Raw genomic sequence first — 17,110 nt, forward strand, 5'->3', positions numbered from 1 at the left:
ACCGTCGCCCTGGTCGGCAAGTACATCGACCTGCCCGACGCCTACCTCTCGGTCACCGAGGCCATCCGGGCCGGCGGCTTCGCCAACAAGGCCCGCGTGAAGGTCAAGTGGGTCACCTCCGACGACTGCCGCACCGCCGCCGGCGCGGCCGAGCACCTCGGCGACGTCGACGGCATCCTCATCCCCGGGGGCTTCGGCGAGCGCGGGGTCGACGGCAAGGTCGGCGCCATCCGCTACGCCCGCGAGAACAAGGTCCCGCTGCTGGGCCTGTGCCTGGGGCTTCAGTGCATCGTGATCGAGGCGGCCCGTTCGCTGGCCGAGATCCCCGACGCGAACTCCACCGAGTTCGACGCCGCCACCTCCCACCCGGTCATCTCGACCATGGAGGAGCAGCTCGCCTATGTCGAGGGCGCGGGCGACCTGGGCGGCACGATGCGGCTGGGCCTCTACCCGGCCAAGCTCGCCGAGGGCTCCCTGGTGCGCGAGGCGTACGCGGGCGAGCCGTACGTCGAGGAGCGTCACCGCCACCGCTACGAGGTCAACAACGCCTACCGCGGTGAGCTGGAGAAGAAGGCCGGGCTGGTCTTCTCCGGCACCTCCCCGGACAACAAGCTCGTCGAGTACGTCGAGTACCCGCGCGAGGTCCACCCCTACCTCGTCGCCACCCAGGCCCACCCCGAGCTCCGCTCCCGCCCGACCCGCCCGCACCCGCTCTTCGCCGGCCTGGTGAAGGCAGCCGTCACGCGCAAGGTCGGCGCGGGCGAGTAGTTCCGAGGCATTACGGTTGACCGGGGTACGGATCCTTCGCGGATGCGTGCCCCGGTTTCTCGTTTGGGTACGTGGCACGTGGGAGGACGCAGTGGGTATCCAGGACACGCCCGAGGAGTGGCAGGTCACCGCGACCACCACCCCCTTCACCGGCAACAAGACCAGCGTCCGCACCGACCAGGTGGTCATGCCCGACGGCTCCGTGCACGGCCGTGACTACCAGGTCCACCCCGGCTCGGTCGCGATCCTCGCGGTCGACGAGGACGACCAGGTCATCGTCGTACGCCAGTACCGCCACCCGGTCCGCCAGCGGCTCTGGGAGATCCCGGCCGGACTGCTCGACGTGCCCGGCGAGAACCCGCTGCACGCCGCCCAGCGCGAGCTGTACGAGGAGGCGCACGTCAAGGCCGAGGACTGGCGGGTGCTGACCGACGTCTACACCACGCCCGGCGGCTGCGACGAGGCCGTACGGATCTTCCTCGCGCGCGGCCTCTCCGACGTGGAGGGCGAGCGGTTCGCGGTCTCCGAGGAGGAGGCCGACATGGAGCAGGCCCGTATCCCGCTGCCCGAGCTGGTGCGTTCGGTGATCGCGGGGGACCTGCACAACAACTGCCTGGCCGTCGGGGCGCTCGCGCTCACCGCGGTCCTCGCGGGCGACGGCGTCGACTCGCTGCGGCCCGCCGAGGCGCCCTGGCCGGCCCGCCCGTTCGAGGCCTGACGGACTGTCTGCCGCCTTACTGCCTCCCCTTGGTCCGATGATCGTAAGAAATGCTGATCCGATCGGGGGAAGTTGTCCCGGGCTCCGCCCCGCTCCGCAGTGATCCACACCACCGCTGAACTACGCTCGAAAGGCCCCGACCGGAGTTCCGGCGGGCACCGCGTGCAGCGAAGTGGAGCGTGGCCCGTGACCGATCAGGCGGTGGACACCAGCGGCCCGGCGGAGGCTGCGGGGACCGAGGAGCCGTCCGGCGCCGCCCCGCCCCGATTCTTCGGCCGGGAACGCGAGTTGAAGGCCCTGCGGGCGGACATCGAACGCGCCGGCCTGGACACCCTGGCCGGCCGCAAGACCCCCCGCGCCCGGGTCCTCCTCATCGCGGGCCGCCCCGGCTCCGGCCGCAGCGCGCTGGCCGCCGAGCTCGCGGGATCCCTCACCGGTACGGGCACCGCCCCGGCCGACGCGTCCGGACCCGGAACCGGAACGGGCGCCCTGCCCTGGGCCGTTCCCGGTACGGGCTCCGGCGACTACCCCGACGGGGTGCTCCGGGTCGGGCTCACCGAACCCGGCGGCGAGCGCGTCCCCACCGAACGCACCGCCGCCGAGATCCTGGACCTGCTCGGGCTCCCCGTCCCGCCCGGCGCGGATCAGGACGAGCTCTCCGAGATGGTCCGCGAGGCCCTCGCCGTACGCCGGCTCGTCCTGCTCCTCGACGACGCGGCCGACGCCGAACAGGTCGACCCGCTGCTCCCGGAGAACCCGGACTGCCTGGTCGTCGCCGTCGCCACCGGCCCGCTGACCGGCATCCCGGACGTCCGGCCCTGCACCCTCGGCGGCCTGGAGGCGGGCGCGGCCGTGCATCTGCTCGCCCGCGCCATCGGCCAGGTCCGCATCACCGTCGACCCGCGCACCGCCGAGAGCCTGGCCGAGGAGTGCGGGGGGCAGCCCGCCGCGCTCGCCCTGATCGGCGGCTGGCTCGCCGCCCACCCCATGGCCTCCGTCGCCGACGTCACCAAGCAGCTCCACGACCTCCCCGACACCGGCGACCAGCAGCCCACCGGCGCCCGCCCGCTGGCCCGCGCCTTCCGCCTCGTCCACGACTCCCTGCCGGAGGCCGCCGCCCGGATACTGCGCTTCCTCGCCCTCGCCCCCGCCGGACTCGCCGACGCCCACACGGCCTCCGCGCTGGCCGGCTGCTCGGTCTCGGCGGCCGAGCAGACGCTGGACGACTTCGTGAAGCTCGGGCTGTTGCGGACGGACGGCGCCGCCCACCCCCAGTACGGCATCCCCGGCTGCCTCGCCCCGATGCTGCGGGCCCTCCTGGAGGACCGGGACCGCCCGGCCGAGATCCAGCTCGCCCGCGCCCGGATGCTGGAGCGGACCGTGCGCAGGCTCCAGGCCTGCCGGGCGGTCACCGAGGCGGAGGGGACCACCGCCCACCGCAAGCTCGCCGGGCTGCCCCGCTCCCTGCGCTTCCCCAGCGCCGAGGAGGCCGGTGTCTGGCTGCTGCTGCGGCAGCCCGCCCTGCTCGCCTCCGCCCGGCTCGCCGTGGCCGACGGCGAGCTCGACACCCTGGCCCGCCGCCTCGTCGCCGCCCTGGTGCGGGCGCTGGCCGCGCACCGGGGCACCGAGGCCGCCGCCCCCGAGCTGTACGGGCTGCACGGCCTGGTCCTGGACGTGGCCGAACGCCGCGAGCTGCCGCGCGAACAGGCGGCGGCCCTGCTGAACCTCGCCGACCTGGACGCCCGCACCGGCCGCCCCCGCGACGCCCTGACCCGCTACCGGGCCGCGCTGGACGCCGGAAGGGCCGCCGGCGACCTGTACGCGACGGGCCGCGCGATGGAATCCGTAGGCAGTACGTACGCCGAGCTCGGCGACTACCACCGGGCCTCCGACTGGTACGGCCGGGCGCTCGCCCAGCGGCTCACCCAAGGGGAGCGGGCGGACGAGGCACGCCTCTACGGACGGCTCGGCGCCGTCCACAGCTACGCCGGGCGGTACGGCGAGGCCCTGCGGAACTGGCGGGCCGCCGCGGCCGGCCACCGCAGGCTCGGCGACCTGGCGGCCCAGGCGCGGGCGCTCAGCGAGGCGGCCCGGGTGCAGGAGTACGCGGGGCGGCCGCAGGAGGCGCTGCACACCTGCCGGGAGGCGGCCGAGCTGGCCCGTCGCGCCGATGACGTGCGGCTTCAGGCGGCACTCCAGCTCCGGCTGGCCGACACCCTGGACCGGCTCGGCGACCCGGCGGCGGCCCGGCTGCACCGGGCCGCCGCCGACAGATTGTTGGGCGAGGAGGGCTCTGCCTACGAAATCCGCAGTGCTTCGACAGAAAGTTAATGCTTTGTAAGGCTAGACAGCGCGAAGTCCTTCATTAGACTGGCTCTGCCGCGCTCGTTCGTGGCGTCTCCATTTAAGCTGTATATATCCGGGTCTGTCCTGTCGTGCCCGGATCACCCTCCGAGCCAAGGACCGTGATCGACGTGAAGGTCGGCATCCCCCGCGAAGTCAAGAACAACGAGTTCCGGGTGGCGATCACCCCCGCCGGAGTGCATGAGCTCGCCCGCCACGGCCACCAGGTCGTCATCGAGAAGGACGCCGGCGTCGGCTCGTCCATCCCGGACCAGGAGTACGTCGCCGCCGGCGCGCAGATCCTGGGCACCGCCGACGAGGTCTGGGCCACCGCCGACCTGCTGCTCAAGGTCAAGGAGCCGGTCGCCGAGGAGTACCACCGCCTCCGCAAGGACCAGACCCTCTTCACCTACCTGCACCTCGCCGCCTCCCGCGCGTGCACCGACGCGCTGCTGGCCTCCGGCACCACCGCCATCGCCTACGAGACGGTCGAGACCGTGGGCCGCGCGCTCCCGCTGCTCGCCCCGATGTCCGAGGTCGCGGGCCGTCTCGCCCCGCAGGTCGGCGCGTACCACCTGATGCGCTCGGTCGGCGGCCGCGGCGTGCTCCCCGGCGGCGTCCCCGGCACCCACGCCGGCCGTGCCGTCGTCATCGGCGGCGGTGTCTCCGGCTGGAACGCCACGCAGATCGCCGTGGGCCTCGGCTTCCACGTCACGCTGCTCGACCGCGACATCAACAAGCTGCGCGAGGCCGACAAGATCTTCGGCACCAAGGTGCAGACCGTCGTCTCCAACGCCTTCGAGCTGGAGAAGGCCGTCGTCGAGGCCGACCTCGTCATCGGCGCCGTGCTGATCCCCGGAGCCAAGGCCCCGAAGCTGGTCACCAACGAGCTCGTCGCCAAGATGAAGCCCGGAAGTGTTCTTGTCGACATTGCGATCGACCAGGGTGGCTGCTTCGAGGACTCGCACCCGACCACCCACGCCGAGCCGACCTTCCAGGTCCACGGATCGGTCTTCTACTGCGTCGCCAACATGCCCGGCGCGGTCCCGAACACCTCCACCTACGCGCTCACCAACGCCACGCTTCCCTACATCGTGGAGCTGGCCAACCGTGGCTGGGCCGACGCCCTGCGCCGTGACGCCTCCCTGGCCAAGGGCCTCAACACCCATGAGGGCCAGGTCGTTTACCGCGAGGTGGCCGAGGCGCACGGTCTCCCGCACGTCGAGCTGAGCACTCTGCTCGGCTGACGGGTCAACACCTTTCGTCAACATCGCAACTCCGGCCGGACCTTGCCGAGCAAGGTCCGGCCGGAGGCGTATCGGGCCCTCTGAGGCCCTTGTGCAACTCGCCTCGAACGTAACCCTTTACCCGTTTCGTGCAGCGGCGAAATGTGCGGCTTGGTCGCTGTGCACCCTTGACAGCGAGGTGTTCGATTGCCGACACATCGGGCCGGGTCCGGCGGATTGTGTTGCTGCGGACCGGTGACACGCCATAGAGTCGCCAATCGTCGGCATGGTGCCACGCTGACCTATCGATAAGTTTCCTGGTCACGTCCAAGGAGGTAAGACGACTTGTGAATGAGTCGACAATTACTCCCGGGGGTGGTCAACCAGGGATGCCTGCACGGGGTCTGAGCCCGATCGGGCTCGAAGCTGTCGGCTCCGTCGCTGTCCGCACCTTCGCCACCCAACAGCACATGACGACAGCCCCCCAGATGATGGACGGCCTACACGTGAACGCCACGGCCGGCAACGAGAGTGGCCGGAACACCGACCGCTTCGCCGACTTCGCCGAGGTGCCCGAGGGGCACTTCTACGACCCCGACGCCGAGTACGAGCCCGATCCGGAGTACGCGGCCACGCTCGCGCCCGACGCCGCACGCCAGCGCCGTGAGCGCATCGGCCCGACCGGACGGCCCCTGCCGTACTTCCCGATCCCGGGCCCCCTGACCGACCACGGCCCCGCGAAGATCATCGCGATGTGCAACCAGAAGGGCGGCGTCGGCAAGACCACGTCGACCATCAACCTGGGTGCCGCGCTCGCCGAGTACGGACGCCGCGTCCTGCTCGTCGACTTCGACCCGCAGGGCGCCCTCTCGGTCGGCCTCGGGGTCAACCCGATGGAGCTCGACCTCACCGTCTACAACCTGCTCATGGAGCGGGGCATGGCGGCCGACGAGGTCCTGCTCAAGACCGCCGTCCCGAACATGGACCTGCTGCCGAGCAACATCGACCTCTCGGCCGCCGAGGTGCAGCTCGTCAGCGAGGTGGCCCGCGAGTCCACGCTCCAGCGCGCCCTGAAGCCGCTGATGGCCGACTACGACTACATCGTGATCGACTGCCAGCCCTCGCTCGGCCTGCTCACCGTGAACGCCCTGACGGCCGCTCACAAGGTCATAGTGCCGCTGGAGTGCGAGTTCTTCGCGCTGCGCGGGGTCGCGCTGCTCACCGAGACCATCGAGAAGGTCCAGGAGCGGCTCAACCCGGAGCTGGAGCTCGACGGCATCCTCGCCACCATGTACGACTCCCGAACGGTGCACAGCCGCGAGGTCCTGGCGCGCGTCGTCGAGGCCTTCGACGAGCACGTCTACCACACGGTCATCGGGCGCACGGTCCGCTTCCCGGAGACCACGGTCGCCGGTGAGCCCATCACCACGTACGCCTCCAACTCGGTCGGTGCCGCCGCCTATCGCCAGCTCGCCAGGGAGGTGCTCGCCCGGTGTCACGCCGAGTGAGTCTGCCGGGGGCCGACGAACTGTTCCGTACGACCGGGGGAGGGATGGGCCTCCAGTCCTCCTCCCCGGCGGACCGGCGACGCAAGGCGAACGGCGAACCCCGGGTGCCCGCACCGGCAGGGGAGAGCGACCCCTCGGGCCGGTCCTCCGAGGCCGGTGAGGAGCACGCCTCCGCCGACGACGCGGGCGACGCGCGCGGCCGGGGCGCAGAGGGCGACCGCCAGGCCGCCGCCGCGCCCGCCCCGGCCCCGCCGTCCGGCGACCGGTCCGCCGCCTCCGCCCCGGCGGAGCAGTCCCCGGCCGTCCAGCAGCAGCGCAGGCGCGGCGGCGGCCGCGGCGCCAACCGGCGCCCCAGCGGCCGTGAGCGCCACGACGAGAAGATCACGGTCTACGTCTCCGCCGAGGAGCTGATGGACCTGGAACACGCCCGGCTCGTCCTGCGCGGCGAGCACGGCCTCGCCGTCGACCGCGGCCGCATCGTCCGCGAGGCGGTGGCGGTGGTCCTCGCGGACCTGGAGTCCCGGGGCGACGCGAGCATCCTCGTACGGCGGCTGCGCGGCCGCTGACCGGCGCCGCGCCGGTAGCCTGCCGGAGGGGACCCGCCGCCCGGCGGGGCCCGTCCGCGTTTCCCGCCCCCCTCTGGACCACCATGCCCCCGCCCCACGACTCCGCCGCCCCGCGCCGCCGTGCCCTGGGGCGGGGGCCGGGGGCGGAGGTGCCCGTGGAGCCCGTGGAGGTGGCCCCGGAGCCCGTACGGGAGACGGAAGCCGTTCCCGTACCGGAAGTGCCGGAAGTGCCGGAAGTGCCGGAAACCGCGCCGGAGCCCGTACAGGCGCCCGATTCGGAGCCCGTGCAGGCCGGGCCTGAGCTTGAGCGGACCGGGTCCGAGCCCGCAGAGGCGCCGGAAGCGGTCGACGACAAGCGGTTCACCGTCCGGCTGGTGAACTTCGAGGGCCCCTTCGACCTCCTCCTCCAGTTGATCTCCCGGCACAAGCTGGACGTGACCGAGGTCGCGCTCTCGAAGGTCACCGACGAGTTCATGGCGTACATCCGCGCCATGGGCCCCGACTGGGACCTCGACCAGACCACCGAGTTCCTCGTCGTCGCCGCCACCCTGCTGGACCTCAAGGCCGCCCGGCTGCTGCCCGCCGCCGAGGTGGAGGACGAGGCGGACCTGGCGCTCCTGGAGGCGCGGGACCTGCTCTTCGCGCGGCTGCTCCAGTACCGCGCGTACAAGCAGATCGCGGACATCTTCAGCGGCCGGCTGGAGTCCGAGGCCCGCCGCCACCCCCGTACCGTCGGCCTGGAGGACCACCACGCGGAGCTGCTGCCCGAGGTCGTCATCAGCATCGGGCCCGAGGGGTTCGCGAAGCTGGCCGTCAAGGCGATGCAGCCGAAGCCCAAGCCCCAGGTGTACGTCGACCACATCCACGCCCCGCTGGTCAGCGTGCGGGAGCAGGCGGGCATCGTGGTGGAGCGGCTGCGCGCGGCCGGGGCGGCGGTGAGTTTCCGCACGCTCACCGAGGACGCCCCCGACACCCTCACCGTGGTCGCCCGCTTCCTGGCCCTGCTGGAGCTGTACCGCGAGAAGGCCGTCACCCTGGACCAGGACGAGGCGCTGGGCGAGCTGCTGGTGGCCTGGTGCGGCGGGGAGGGCGCGGAGCCGGTGGTGACGGACGAGTTCGACCAGGAGCTGAACGGGACGGCCGAGCAGGAGGAGGACGTACGGGAATGAGTGAGCAGCCGGTCCAGGGGGACGGCACGGGCGCCGTCGCCTCGCTCGACCTGAAGCCCGCCCTGGAGGCGGTCCTCATGGTCGTCGACGAGCCCGCCACCGTCGATCAACTGGCCAAGGTGCTCCAGCGCCCCCGGCGGGCCGTGGCGGACGCGCTGCGGGAGCTGGCCGACGAGTACACCGTGCAGCGCCGGGGCTTCGACCTGCGGCTGGTGGCGGGCGGCTGGCGGTTCTACACCCGCCCCGAGTACGCGGCGGCCGTCGAGGGCTTCGTCCTGGACGGCCAGCACGCCCGGCTGACCCAGGCCGCGCTGGAGACCCTGGCGGTGGTCGCCTACCGGCAGCCGGTGAGCCGGTCAAGGGTCTCGGCGGTGCGCGGAGTGAACTGCGACGGCGTCATGCGGACCCTCCTCCAGAGGGGCCTGGTGGCCGAGGCGGGCGCGGAACCCGAAACAGGTGCGATCCTGTACAGGACGACGAACTACTTTCTGGAGCGAATGGGCCTGCGCGGCCTGGACGAGCTCCCGGAACTCGCGCCCTTCCTCCCCGAGGCGGACGCGATCGAGGCTGAGACGCTAGAGGGTGTGCCGTCGTTCGATCCGGACGCACCGGACACCCCGGATACTCACGCAGACGACAAGACGGAATTTTGATGCGAAGCAGTGGCAGGAACAGCGGAAGCGGCAGCGGCGGCAGCGGCCGGAGCGGCGGCGGCCAGGGCGGTCGTCCCGGCGGCCAGGGCGGCGGCGGACGCGGCGGCAGCGGCCAGGGCGGGCGGCCCGGAGCCTCGGGCGGCCGTCCCGGCGGTCAGGGCGGTCGTCCCTCCGGCGGTCAGGGCGGACGCGGCGGCAGCCAGGGCGGGCGTCCCCAGGGCGGTCGTCCCGGCAGCCAGGGCGGGCGTGGCGGCTACCAGGGCGGGCGCGACGAGCAGGACCAGCGCCCCCGCCGTCCCCGCCCCGAGGAGCGCCGCTACGACGTCGGCAACGACGCCCCCGGCGCCCGCGAGGCCCGCGAGCAGGACGGCCCCCGCAAGGGCCGCGGCTCGGCCGCCCGCGGCGGCGCCAAGGGCGGCCCGAAGCCCGCACAGGGCGGCGGCAACCGCAGCGGTGGGTTCCGCCGCGGCGGCAGCCCCTCGCGCCCCCGCGAGCTGGACGCCAAGATCGAGCAGCGCAACCGCGACCGGTACGCGAACAAGCCCGAGATCAACCTCCCCAAGACCCACCCGGGAGCCGAGGAGGAGGGCGAGCGGCTGCAGAAGGTCCTCGCCCGGGCCGGCATGGGCTCGCGCCGCGCGTGCGAGGAGCTGATCGAGCAGTCCCGCGTCGAGGTCAACGGCGAGATCGTCGTCGAGCAGGGCATGCGCGTCGACGTCCACAAGGACGAGATCAAGGTCGACGGCCTGACCGTCGCCGCGCAGTCCTACCTCTTCTTCGCGCTGAACAAGCCCGCCGGTGTCGTCTCCTCGATGGAGGACCCGGACGGCCGCCAGTGCCTCGGCGACTACGTGACCAACCGCGAGACGCGGCTGTTCCACGTCGGCCGGCTCGACACCGAGACGGAGGGCATCATCATGCTCACCAACCACGGTGAGCTGGCCCACCGCCTCACGCACCCGAAGTACGGCGTGAAGAAGACCTACCTGGCCGCCATCCAGGGCCCCCTGCCGCGTGACCTCGGCAAGCGTCTCAAGGACGGCATCCAGCTCGAGGACGGCTACGCCCGCGCCGACCACTTCCGCGTCGTCGAGAACACCGGCAAGAACTACCTGGTCGAGGTGACCCTCCACGAGGGCCGCAAGCACATCGTGCGCCGGATGCTGGCCGAGGCCGGCTTCCCGGTCGAGCGGCTGGTGCGGACGTCCTTCGGGCCGATCCCGCTGGGCGACCAGAAGTCCGGCTGGCTGCGCCGCCTCACCAACACCGAGGTCGGCATGCTGATGCGCGAGGTCGGTCTCTAGACAGCTCCAGCTCCTCACCCAGGCCCGCGGCCGGTATCCGTTCGGAAAGTTCGAACAGAACCGGCCGCGGGCCTTTTGCTGCCCTCGCCCACCCTTTATAGTCAGAGTGACCATTAAAGAAGGAGGCGGGCCCGTGAGCCTCGCGGACATACTCGATCCCCTGCAGCAGCCCCTGGTGACGGTCCTGGACACCCCGGTGAGCTGGACCGAGGTGCTGGGATTCGGCAGCGGGGCGCTCTGCGTCTGGCTCGTGGCCCGCCAGCACCTCGCCAACTGGCCGATCGGCATCGCCAACAACGTCTTCTTCATCCTGCTCTTCGCCCAGGCCGGCCTGTACGCCGACGCCGGCCTCCAGATCGTCTTCATCACCCTCGCCGCGTACGGCTGGTGGACCTGGACCCACGGGGGTGGACCAGGGACCTCGGTCCTGCCGGTGCGCAGGACGACGCGCATCGAATGGGCCTGGCTGCTCGCGGCGGGGGTGGTGGGGACCGCCGGGCTCACGCTGCTGCTCACCCGGGCCACCGACTCCACCGTCCCGTTCTGGGACGCGTTGACGACCTCGCTGTCGCTGATGGCGACGTACGGGCAGTGCAGGAAGCGGCTGGAGTCCTGGTGGCTGTGGATCGCGGCGGACGTGGTCTACATCCCGCTGTACGCGCACAAGGGGCTGTACCTGACCTCACTGCTGTACGCCGGGTTCCTCGCGCTCTGCCTGGTCGGCCTGCGCAACTGGCACCGCGACCTGACCGCCCGCACCTCCCGTCCGCTGGAGGCGGTCACGGCATGAAGACCTACGAACACGGCCTGGTCCTCGGCAAGTTCTACCCGCCGCACGCGGGCCACCACCACCTCGTCCGCACCGCCCAGGACAACTGCGAGCGGCTGACCGTGCTGGTCTGCGCCGCCTCCGTGGAGTCCGTGCCGCTCGCCGACCGGGTCGCCTGGATGCGGGAGATCCACCCGGACGTCACGGTGGTCGGCGCGGTCGACGACACGCACATGGACGTGACCGATCCGGCGGTCTGGGACGCGCACATGGCCGTCTTCACCGCCGCCGTGCCCGAGCGGGTCGACGCGGTCTTCACCTCGGAGGCGTACGGGGAGGAGCTCGGCCGCCGCTTCGGCGCCGCGGCCGTCCTCGTCGACCCCGACCGCACGCTCTTCCCGGTGTCCGGCACCGCCGTGCGCAAGGACCCGGTCGGCTCCTGGGACTTCCTCCGGGCGCCGGTCCGGGCCGCCCTCGCCCGCCGGGTCGTCGCCCTCGGCGCCGAGTCCACCGGCACCACCACCCTCGCTCGGGCCCTCACCGGCCACTACCGGGCGCGCGGCGGGGTCTGGGCGCGGACGGGGTACGTCGCGGAGTACGGGCGCGAGTACAGCGAGCACAAGCTCGCCGCCCTGCGCGCGCGGTGGCCCGGGGCCGCCTGGGAGGACGTCACCTTCACCACCGACGACTTCCCGGTCATCGCGCAGGCCCAGAACGACCGGGAGGAGGCCGCCGCCCGCACCGGCTCCCCGGTCCTCTTCTGCGACACGGACTCCTTCGCCACCACTGTCTGGCACGAGCGGTACGTCGGCGGGCGCAACCCGCTCGTCGAGGAGATCGCCGACCGGACGGCCCACCACCTGTGGCTGCTCACCGACCACGAGGGCGTCGCCTTCGAGGACGACGGCCTCCGCGACGGCGAGGAGCTGCGCCCCTGGATGACCGACCGCTTCCGCGCCGAACTCACCCGCACCGGGCGCCGGTTCATCGAGATCACCGGCCCGCCCGAGGCCCGCCTCGCGCAGGCCGTCACCGCCGTGGACGAACTCCTCGCCACCGGCTGGGACTTCGCCGCCCCGCTCCCGGAGAAGCGATGAGCACCGGCGTACCCGAGGGGTACGACCCGCACGCCTTCCCGCCGTTCGCGGTCACCGTCGACCTCGCCGTCTTCACCGTCCGGGACGAGGCGCTGCACGTGCTGCTGGTGGAACGCGGCCAGGACCCGTTCCGGGGGCGCTGGGCGCTGCCGGGCGGCTTCGTCCTGCCCCGCGAGTCCGCCGACGAGGCGGCCCGCCGCGAGCTGGCCGAGGAGACCGGCCTCGGCCCGGACGCCGTGGGCGCCCTCCACCTGGAGCAGTTGCGCACCTACACCGACCCGGACCGCGACCCGAGGATGCGGGTCGTCTCCGTCGCGTACGCCGCACTCCTGCCCGACCTGCCCGAACCGCACGGCGGCGGCGACGCGGCCAGCGCGAAGTGGTGGACCGCCGGCTCCACCGGACCACTCGCCTTCGACCACGACCGCATCCTCACCGACGCCCGCGACCGGATCGGCGCCAAGCTCGAATACACCTGCCTGGCAACGGAGTTCTGCCCCGCCGAGTTCACCCTCGGCGAGCTCCAGCAGGTCTACGAGACGGTCTGGGGCGTCGCACTGGACCGCCCAAACTTCCGGCGCAAGGTCCTGAACGTGCCGGGCTTCGTCCAGCCGGTCGAAGGACCGCCGCGCCGCACGGGCGGCCGGGGCAAACCGGCCGCGCTGTACCGGGCGGGCGGAACCACGACCCTGCACCCGCCCCTGCTGCGCCCGCCGCTCACCGATCCAGCCGATCCACCCCTCTCGCGCCCGGAAGGACGAACGCCATGACCATCGCCACCCGAAGGCTGACCAAGCAGGCGGCCACCGGCTCGCTCACCGGACTCGCGCTCGGTGACGCGCTGGGCTTCCCCACCGAGTTCGACGACGTCCCCGCCATCCTCGCCAAGTGCGGCTCCTGGCGGGGGATGGGCCTCCCGACCCCCGCGATCGTCACCGACGACACCCAGATGACGATCGCGCTGGGGCGGGGGATCCGCACCGCCATGGACAGCGGACTGCTCACCCCGGAGCGCCTGGTGGACCCGGTACGGCGGGAGTTCATCGCCTGGTACCACTCGCCGGAGAACAACCGCGCCCCCGGCAACACCTGCCTCACCGCCTGCCGGATGCTGGAGGCCGGCCCGGTCTGGCAGGAGGCGAGCCAGACCCGCTCCAAGGGCTGCGGCGCCAACATGCGGGTCGCCCCCGTCGGTCTCGTCCCCGGCCTCAGCGACGAGCAGCGCGCCGGCGCCGCCCAGCTCCAGGCCGCCCTCACCCACGGCCACCCCACCGCCCTCGCCGCATCCGACCTGACCGCCCGCGCGGTCCTCCTCCTCGCCCAGGGCGCCGAACCGCTCGGCCTGGTCGGCCAGTTGCGCAGCTACGCGTACGAGAACAGCGGCCGCTACCACACCCGCTGGCTCGGCGACCTGTGGCGCTACGCCGGGGCCACCTCACCCGAGGCGTACATCAGCCACGGCTGGGACGAGTGCCAGGGCGCGCTGGCCGCCCTCCAGGAGGCCCTGCGCGACCCGTCACCGGAGACCGACCCGTGCGAGCGGACCGGGGACGGCTGGATCGCCGAGGAGGCCCTCGCCACCGCCCTGCACTGCTTCCTGCTCTTCCCCGAGGACCCGGTCACCGCCCTGCGCCGGGCCGCCTGCACCCGGGGCGACTCCGACTCGATCGCCTGCCTGGCGGGCGCCTTCGCCGGGGCCCACCTGGGCGCGGGGGCCTGGCCCCAGGAGTGGTCGGAGCGCATCGAGTACCGGAGCGACCTGCTCTCCCTGGCGGCGCTCTGGGACGCTTGAGCCATGAGCACCCCACCTCTCACCCTTGCGCGGGCCGGTCTGCCGGTCGCCGACCTGCGCCCGGACCTCGCCCACGCCCCCGGCCCGCTGGTCTTCGCCACGGTCTCCGGCGCCCACCTCTACGGCTTCCCCTCCCGGGACTCGGACGTGGACCTGCGGGGGGTCCACGTCCTGCCCGCCGAGGACCTCGTGGGGCTGCGCGAGCCGGAGGAGACCCGGACCCGGATGTGGGAGCGGGACGGGGCCGAGCTGGACCTCGTCACCCACGACCTGCGGAAGTTCGTCCGGCTGATGCTCCGGCCGAACGGCTACGTCCTGGAGCAGTTGCTCTCCCCGCTGGTGGTGCACACGAGCAGCCTCCACACCGAACTGGCCGCCCTCGTCCCCGGCGTACTGACCCGCAGCCACGCCCTCCACTACCGGGGCTTCGCCGGCACGCAGTGGAGGCTGTACGCGAAGACCGGTGAGCTGAAACCGCTGCTCTACACCTTCCGCGCCCTGCTCACCGGCATCCACCTGATGCGCGGCGGGTCCATCGAGGCCCATCTGCCGACGCTGCTCGACGAGGTCGACGCCCCCGCCTACCTGCCCGGCCTGATCGCGGCGAAGGCGGAGGCCGAGCACGCGGCGGCGTCGGACCTGGACGGGGGAGCGGTGGCCCGGGACATCGAAGAGCTGCACCGCGTCCTGGACGCGGCCCAGGAGCGCTCCCGGCTGCCGGAGGCCGCGACGGCCTTCGGCGACCTGGACGACCTCGTCGTACGGGCGAGGCTCGCGCCCTGACACACCTCTAGGCCGACGCCCGCCGGACCCGTACCAGGAAGTCCTCCACCGCCGCCCGGTCCGGTCCGGGCGGCAGCGGGGAGGTGTCCGCCGCCGCGTCGTTCTCCTCGGCCAGGCGGTTCATCCGGCGCTCCACCTCCGGCCAGGGCACCTCGCCCCGTTTCACCGCCAGCAGCTCCTCGCGCGCGTCCCCGACGTGGATGCGCAGCTCGCCGGTGCGCAGCAGGTCCCGGCCGCTCGCCAGCAGCCGCAGCAGGTGCATGGCGTGCTTCCAGCGGGGCTCCCCGTACTGCCGTACGTCGGCCTCCAGCTTCTTCCGCTGGCCCAGCGCGTAGCGGACGAACGTGGCGTGGGCCAGGCGGGAGAGGAACGCCCCGCGCAGCTCCAGCAGTTCGCGGCCGGTGTCGTCCGCGTACTCCACCAGCGGGGAGTGCAGGCACTCCAGCACGTTCGGATTGGCCCGCAGCGCCAGCTCGCAGAAGCGCTCCAGCTCCCAGGAGAACTGCTCGGGTGCGGGGCCCTCGATGTGCGCCGGGGGTTTGTCGAGCCGCCAGAACAGCGGGGTGGGGGCCACGAACACGCCCCGCCGGTCGGTGTCGCTGTCCTCCGTCGCCAGACCGAACGCGCGCGAACCCATGACGCACGCGTAGACCGTGTGGTCGCGGACGAGAGCCTCGTGGGTGGGAGTGATCATGGCGGCGAGAGTACGGGGGCGGCGGGCCTCCCCGCCCCCGAATTCCGGCCGCCGCTCCCGATAGGCCCCGGCCCTCAGCCCAGCCGGATCGCTCCACCCTCGACGGTGATCCGCTCGGCCGGCAGCGGGCGGGTCGCCGGGCCGGCCTCGACCGCCGCGTCCGTGATGGAGAACTTCGAGCCGTGGCACGGGCAGTTGATGGTGCCGTCGCTGACCGTCGAGACGAGGCACCGGGCGTGCGTGCAGACGGCCGAGAACGCCTTGAACTCGCCCTCCTCCGGCTGCGTCACCACCACCTTCTGCTCCTTGAAGACGGTGCCCCCGCCGACCGGGATGTCACCGGTCGCGGCGAGCTGCTGACCGCCGCCGGGGGAGGCCCCGGGCGACGCGGTGTCCGACGCCGCACCCGTCGGCGTACCGCTCGCGTCCCCTCCGCCGCTCTCGTCGCCGGACGATCCGCAGCCGGTCACCAGGGCGGCGGCGCCCGCCGCGCCCGCGGTCAGAACAGTCCTGCGCCGTGCGTTCGCGTTCATGGGCATGGGCATGGGCTCTCCAGTTGTCGGGCGTGGGGGGCGATCTCTGGTGGCCATGGTGGTGCCGGGGAGCGCGCAGGTGAAGCAACCGGGCGGGCCTGAGGCACTTCCTGTACAGTTGTTCAGGAAATCGCCACCGGGAGGCCGACCGCCATGCACATCACCGCTCAGGTCCTGGTCGCGCTCGTCGCGCTGGTCCACGCCTACTTCCTCGTCCTGGAGATGTTCCTCTGGGACACCGACCGCGGCCGCAAGGCCTTCGGCACCACTCCCGCCTTCTCCCGCGAGAGCGCCACCCTCGCCGCCAACCAGGGCCTCTACAACGGGTTCATGGCCGCCGGTCTGGTCTGGGGCCTCCTCGCGGGCGACCCCGTCGCCTTCCAGGCACAGGTCTTCTTCCTGAGCTGCCTGATCGTCGCCGGGGTCTACGGGGCCGCCACCGTGAGCCGGAAGATCCTCTCCGTCCAGGCCGTGCCGTCCGCACTGGCCCTCGGCGCCGTCCTGCTCGCGGGCTGAGATCCTGGGCCGATGAGCCCCGCAGTGACCGACGGCAGCGCCGACCCCCGTACCGCACGCACCCGGGCCAAGCTCCGCACCGCCCTGCTGGCCGCCTGCGAGCACCGGCCACTCGAACAGGTCAGCGTGGCGCAGGTGGTCCGCGGGGCCGGCGTCGGGCGCGCCACCTTCTACCTCCACTACGACGACCTGCACGCCCTCGCCGTGGACGCCTGCGCCGAGGTCGTACGGGAGGCGGTCGACGCCCTGCACGCCTGGGACGGCGCACCGCCGGGACCGGACGCGCCCCCGGCCCCGCTCGCCGCCCTCCTGGCGTCCGTCCACACCCGGGCCGCCGTCTACCGCGGCCTGCTGCGCGAGGGCGGCGGCGGGCCGCTCGGCGAGCTGCTCCACCGGGAGCTGCGGCAGCGCAGCCTCGACGAGCTGTCCGCCCGCCGCCCGGCGGACACCGGCCACGACCTCACCGCGAGCGCCGTCGCCGGGCTCTTCACCGGGGTCCTGGCCGACTGGGTGCACGGGCGCACCACCGCGACACCCGAACACCTCGCCGGCCGGATCTGGCGCACGCTCCTCGCGGTCCACGCCACCGCCCGTCTCACCCAGGGAGCGCGGTGACCAGGCCCGCCGCCGCCCCTCTAGGGTGATCAGGAGCAGCGCGGAAGTGAACGAGC

18 protein-coding genes are annotated in these 17,110 nt (G+C 72.9%); 16 read left to right on the plus strand and 2 right to left on the minus strand.

The window, feature by feature from the left end:
* From ACFWRT_RS32760 to ACFWRT_RS32825, 14 genes are all read left to right on the plus strand, one after another.
* A partial coding sequence (locus ACFWRT_RS32760; RefSeq protein WP_380955742.1) for a CTP synthase occupies positions 1-768 on the plus strand: 768 nt, incomplete at its 5' end.
* Positions 769-859: 91 nt separating this feature from the next.
* Positions 860-1,486 (plus strand): NUDIX domain-containing protein, encoded by a 627-nt coding sequence (locus tag ACFWRT_RS32765; protein WP_380955741.1) that lies wholly within the window; start codon positions 860-862, stop codon positions 1,484-1,486.
* Between the two features lie 186 nt (positions 1,487-1,672).
* A complete protein-coding gene (locus ACFWRT_RS32770; protein WP_380955740.1) occupies positions 1,673-3,817 on the plus strand; it encodes a tetratricopeptide repeat protein in 2,145 nt (714 codons plus the stop codon).
* Positions 3,818-3,960: 143 nt separating this feature from the next.
* Positions 3,961-5,076 (plus strand): alanine dehydrogenase, encoded by a 1,116-nt coding sequence (gene ald, locus ACFWRT_RS32775; RefSeq protein ID WP_380955744.1) that lies wholly within the window; start codon positions 3,961-3,963, stop codon positions 5,074-5,076.
* A gap of 368 nt (positions 5,077-5,444) precedes the next feature.
* On the plus strand, positions 5,445-6,563 hold the full coding sequence (locus ACFWRT_RS32780) for a ParA family protein (protein ID WP_018488026.1): 1,119 nt from the start codon (positions 5,445-5,447) through the stop codon (positions 6,561-6,563).
* A complete protein-coding gene (locus tag ACFWRT_RS32785; RefSeq protein ID WP_380955743.1) occupies positions 6,560-7,129 on the plus strand; it encodes a hypothetical protein in 570 nt (189 codons plus the stop codon). Before ACFWRT_RS32780 ends, ACFWRT_RS32785 begins: the two co-directional genes overlap by 4 nt.
* A gap of 83 nt (positions 7,130-7,212) precedes the next feature.
* On the plus strand, positions 7,213-8,298 hold the full coding sequence (locus ACFWRT_RS32790; protein WP_380955739.1) for a segregation and condensation protein A: 1,086 nt from the start codon (positions 7,213-7,215) through the stop codon (positions 8,296-8,298).
* Entirely contained in the window at positions 8,295-8,951 is a 657-nt protein-coding gene (gene scpB / locus ACFWRT_RS32795) for an SMC-Scp complex subunit ScpB (protein WP_070200462.1), read from the plus strand. The genes ACFWRT_RS32790 and scpB overlap by 4 nt, the downstream gene beginning before the upstream one ends.
* On the plus strand, positions 8,951-10,255 hold the full coding sequence (locus ACFWRT_RS32800; protein WP_380955738.1) for a pseudouridine synthase: 1,305 nt from the start codon (positions 8,951-8,953) through the stop codon (positions 10,253-10,255). Before scpB ends, ACFWRT_RS32800 begins: the two co-directional genes overlap by 1 nt.
* Before the next feature lie 133 nt (positions 10,256-10,388).
* Entirely contained in the window at positions 10,389-11,045 is a 657-nt protein-coding gene (gene pnuC, locus ACFWRT_RS32805; protein ID WP_380955737.1) for a nicotinamide riboside transporter PnuC, read from the plus strand.
* Positions 11,042-12,121: an AAA family ATPase gene (locus ACFWRT_RS32810; RefSeq protein ID WP_380955736.1), complete on the plus strand. Its 1,080-nt coding sequence runs from the start codon at positions 11,042-11,044 to the stop codon at positions 12,119-12,121. The genes pnuC and ACFWRT_RS32810 overlap by 4 nt, the downstream gene beginning before the upstream one ends.
* Positions 12,118-12,891: an NUDIX hydrolase gene (locus tag ACFWRT_RS32815; RefSeq protein WP_380955734.1), complete on the plus strand. Its 774-nt coding sequence runs from the start codon at positions 12,118-12,120 to the stop codon at positions 12,889-12,891. The genes ACFWRT_RS32810 and ACFWRT_RS32815 overlap by 4 nt, the downstream gene beginning before the upstream one ends.
* A complete protein-coding gene (locus ACFWRT_RS32820) occupies positions 12,888-13,913 on the plus strand; it encodes an ADP-ribosylglycohydrolase family protein (protein WP_380955732.1) in 1,026 nt (341 codons plus the stop codon). Before ACFWRT_RS32815 ends, ACFWRT_RS32820 begins: the two co-directional genes overlap by 4 nt.
* 3 nt (positions 13,914-13,916) lie before the next feature.
* A complete protein-coding gene (locus ACFWRT_RS32825; protein WP_380955731.1) occupies positions 13,917-14,696 on the plus strand; it encodes a nucleotidyltransferase domain-containing protein in 780 nt (259 codons plus the stop codon).
* A gap of 7 nt (positions 14,697-14,703) precedes the next feature.
* Here ACFWRT_RS32825 and ACFWRT_RS32830 read toward each other — a convergent pair whose 3' ends face one another.
* Together ACFWRT_RS32830 and ACFWRT_RS32835 are read right to left on the minus strand one after the other, a co-directional pair.
* Positions 14,704-15,390, minus strand: a complete 687-nt coding sequence (locus ACFWRT_RS32830; RefSeq protein ID WP_380955729.1) for a nucleotidyltransferase domain-containing protein — start codon at positions 15,388-15,390, stop codon at positions 14,704-14,706.
* Positions 15,391-15,464: 74 nt separating this feature from the next.
* A complete protein-coding gene (locus ACFWRT_RS32835; protein ID WP_380955727.1) occupies positions 15,465-15,923 on the minus strand; it encodes a Rieske (2Fe-2S) protein in 459 nt (152 codons plus the stop codon).
* A 153-nt stretch (positions 15,924-16,076) separates the two neighbouring features.
* Here ACFWRT_RS32835 and ACFWRT_RS32840 point away from each other — a divergent pair, with 153 nt between their 5' ends.
* Entirely contained in the window at positions 16,077-16,439 is a 363-nt protein-coding gene (locus ACFWRT_RS32840) for a DUF1304 domain-containing protein (protein WP_380955726.1), read from the plus strand.
* A 12-nt stretch (positions 16,440-16,451) separates the two neighbouring features.
* Positions 16,452-17,054 (plus strand): TetR/AcrR family transcriptional regulator, encoded by a 603-nt coding sequence (locus ACFWRT_RS32845; protein WP_380955725.1) that lies wholly within the window; start codon positions 16,452-16,454, stop codon positions 17,052-17,054.
* Positions 17,055-17,110: the final 56 nt, after the last annotated feature.

It is taken from the genome of Streptomyces cyaneofuscatus, assembly GCF_042718795.1.
Classification (GTDB): Bacteria; Actinomycetota; Actinomycetes; order Streptomycetales; family Streptomycetaceae; genus Streptomyces; species Streptomyces cyaneofuscatus_A.

What these genes read in the sequence shown, in the direction of transcription:
- ACFWRT_RS32780 (WP_018488026.1), top strand. Translation starts at nt 5,445, where the DNA reads ATGCCTGCACGGGGTCTGAGCCCGATCGGGCTCGAAGCTGTCGGCTCC.
- ACFWRT_RS32790 (WP_380955739.1), top strand. Translation starts at nt 7,213, where the DNA reads ATGCCCCCGCCCCACGACTCCGCCGCCCCGCGCCGCCGTGCCCTGGGG.
- scpB (WP_070200462.1), top strand. Translation starts at nt 8,295, where the DNA reads ATGAGTGAGCAGCCGGTCCAGGGGGACGGCACGGGCGCCGTCGCCTCG.
- ACFWRT_RS32800 (WP_380955738.1), top strand. Translation starts at nt 8,951, where the DNA reads ATGCGAAGCAGTGGCAGGAACAGCGGAAGCGGCAGCGGCGGCAGCGGC.
- ACFWRT_RS32810 (WP_380955736.1), top strand. Translation starts at nt 11,042, where the DNA reads ATGAAGACCTACGAACACGGCCTGGTCCTCGGCAAGTTCTACCCGCCG.
- ACFWRT_RS32815 (WP_380955734.1), top strand. Translation starts at nt 12,118, where the DNA reads ATGAGCACCGGCGTACCCGAGGGGTACGACCCGCACGCCTTCCCGCCG.
- ACFWRT_RS32820 (WP_380955732.1), top strand. Translation starts at nt 12,888, where the DNA reads ATGACCATCGCCACCCGAAGGCTGACCAAGCAGGCGGCCACCGGCTCG.
- ACFWRT_RS32825 (WP_380955731.1), top strand. Translation starts at nt 13,917, where the DNA reads ATGAGCACCCCACCTCTCACCCTTGCGCGGGCCGGTCTGCCGGTCGCC.
- ACFWRT_RS32830 (WP_380955729.1), bottom strand. Translation starts at nt 15,390, where the DNA reads ATGATCACTCCCACCCACGAGGCTCTCGTCCGCGACCACACGGTCTAC.
- ACFWRT_RS32835 (WP_380955727.1), bottom strand. Translation starts at nt 15,923, where the DNA reads ATGAACGCGAACGCACGGCGCAGGACTGTTCTGACCGCGGGCGCGGCG.
- ACFWRT_RS32840 (WP_380955726.1), top strand. Translation starts at nt 16,077, where the DNA reads ATGCACATCACCGCTCAGGTCCTGGTCGCGCTCGTCGCGCTGGTCCAC.
- ACFWRT_RS32845 (WP_380955725.1), top strand. Translation starts at nt 16,452, where the DNA reads ATGAGCCCCGCAGTGACCGACGGCAGCGCCGACCCCCGTACCGCACGC.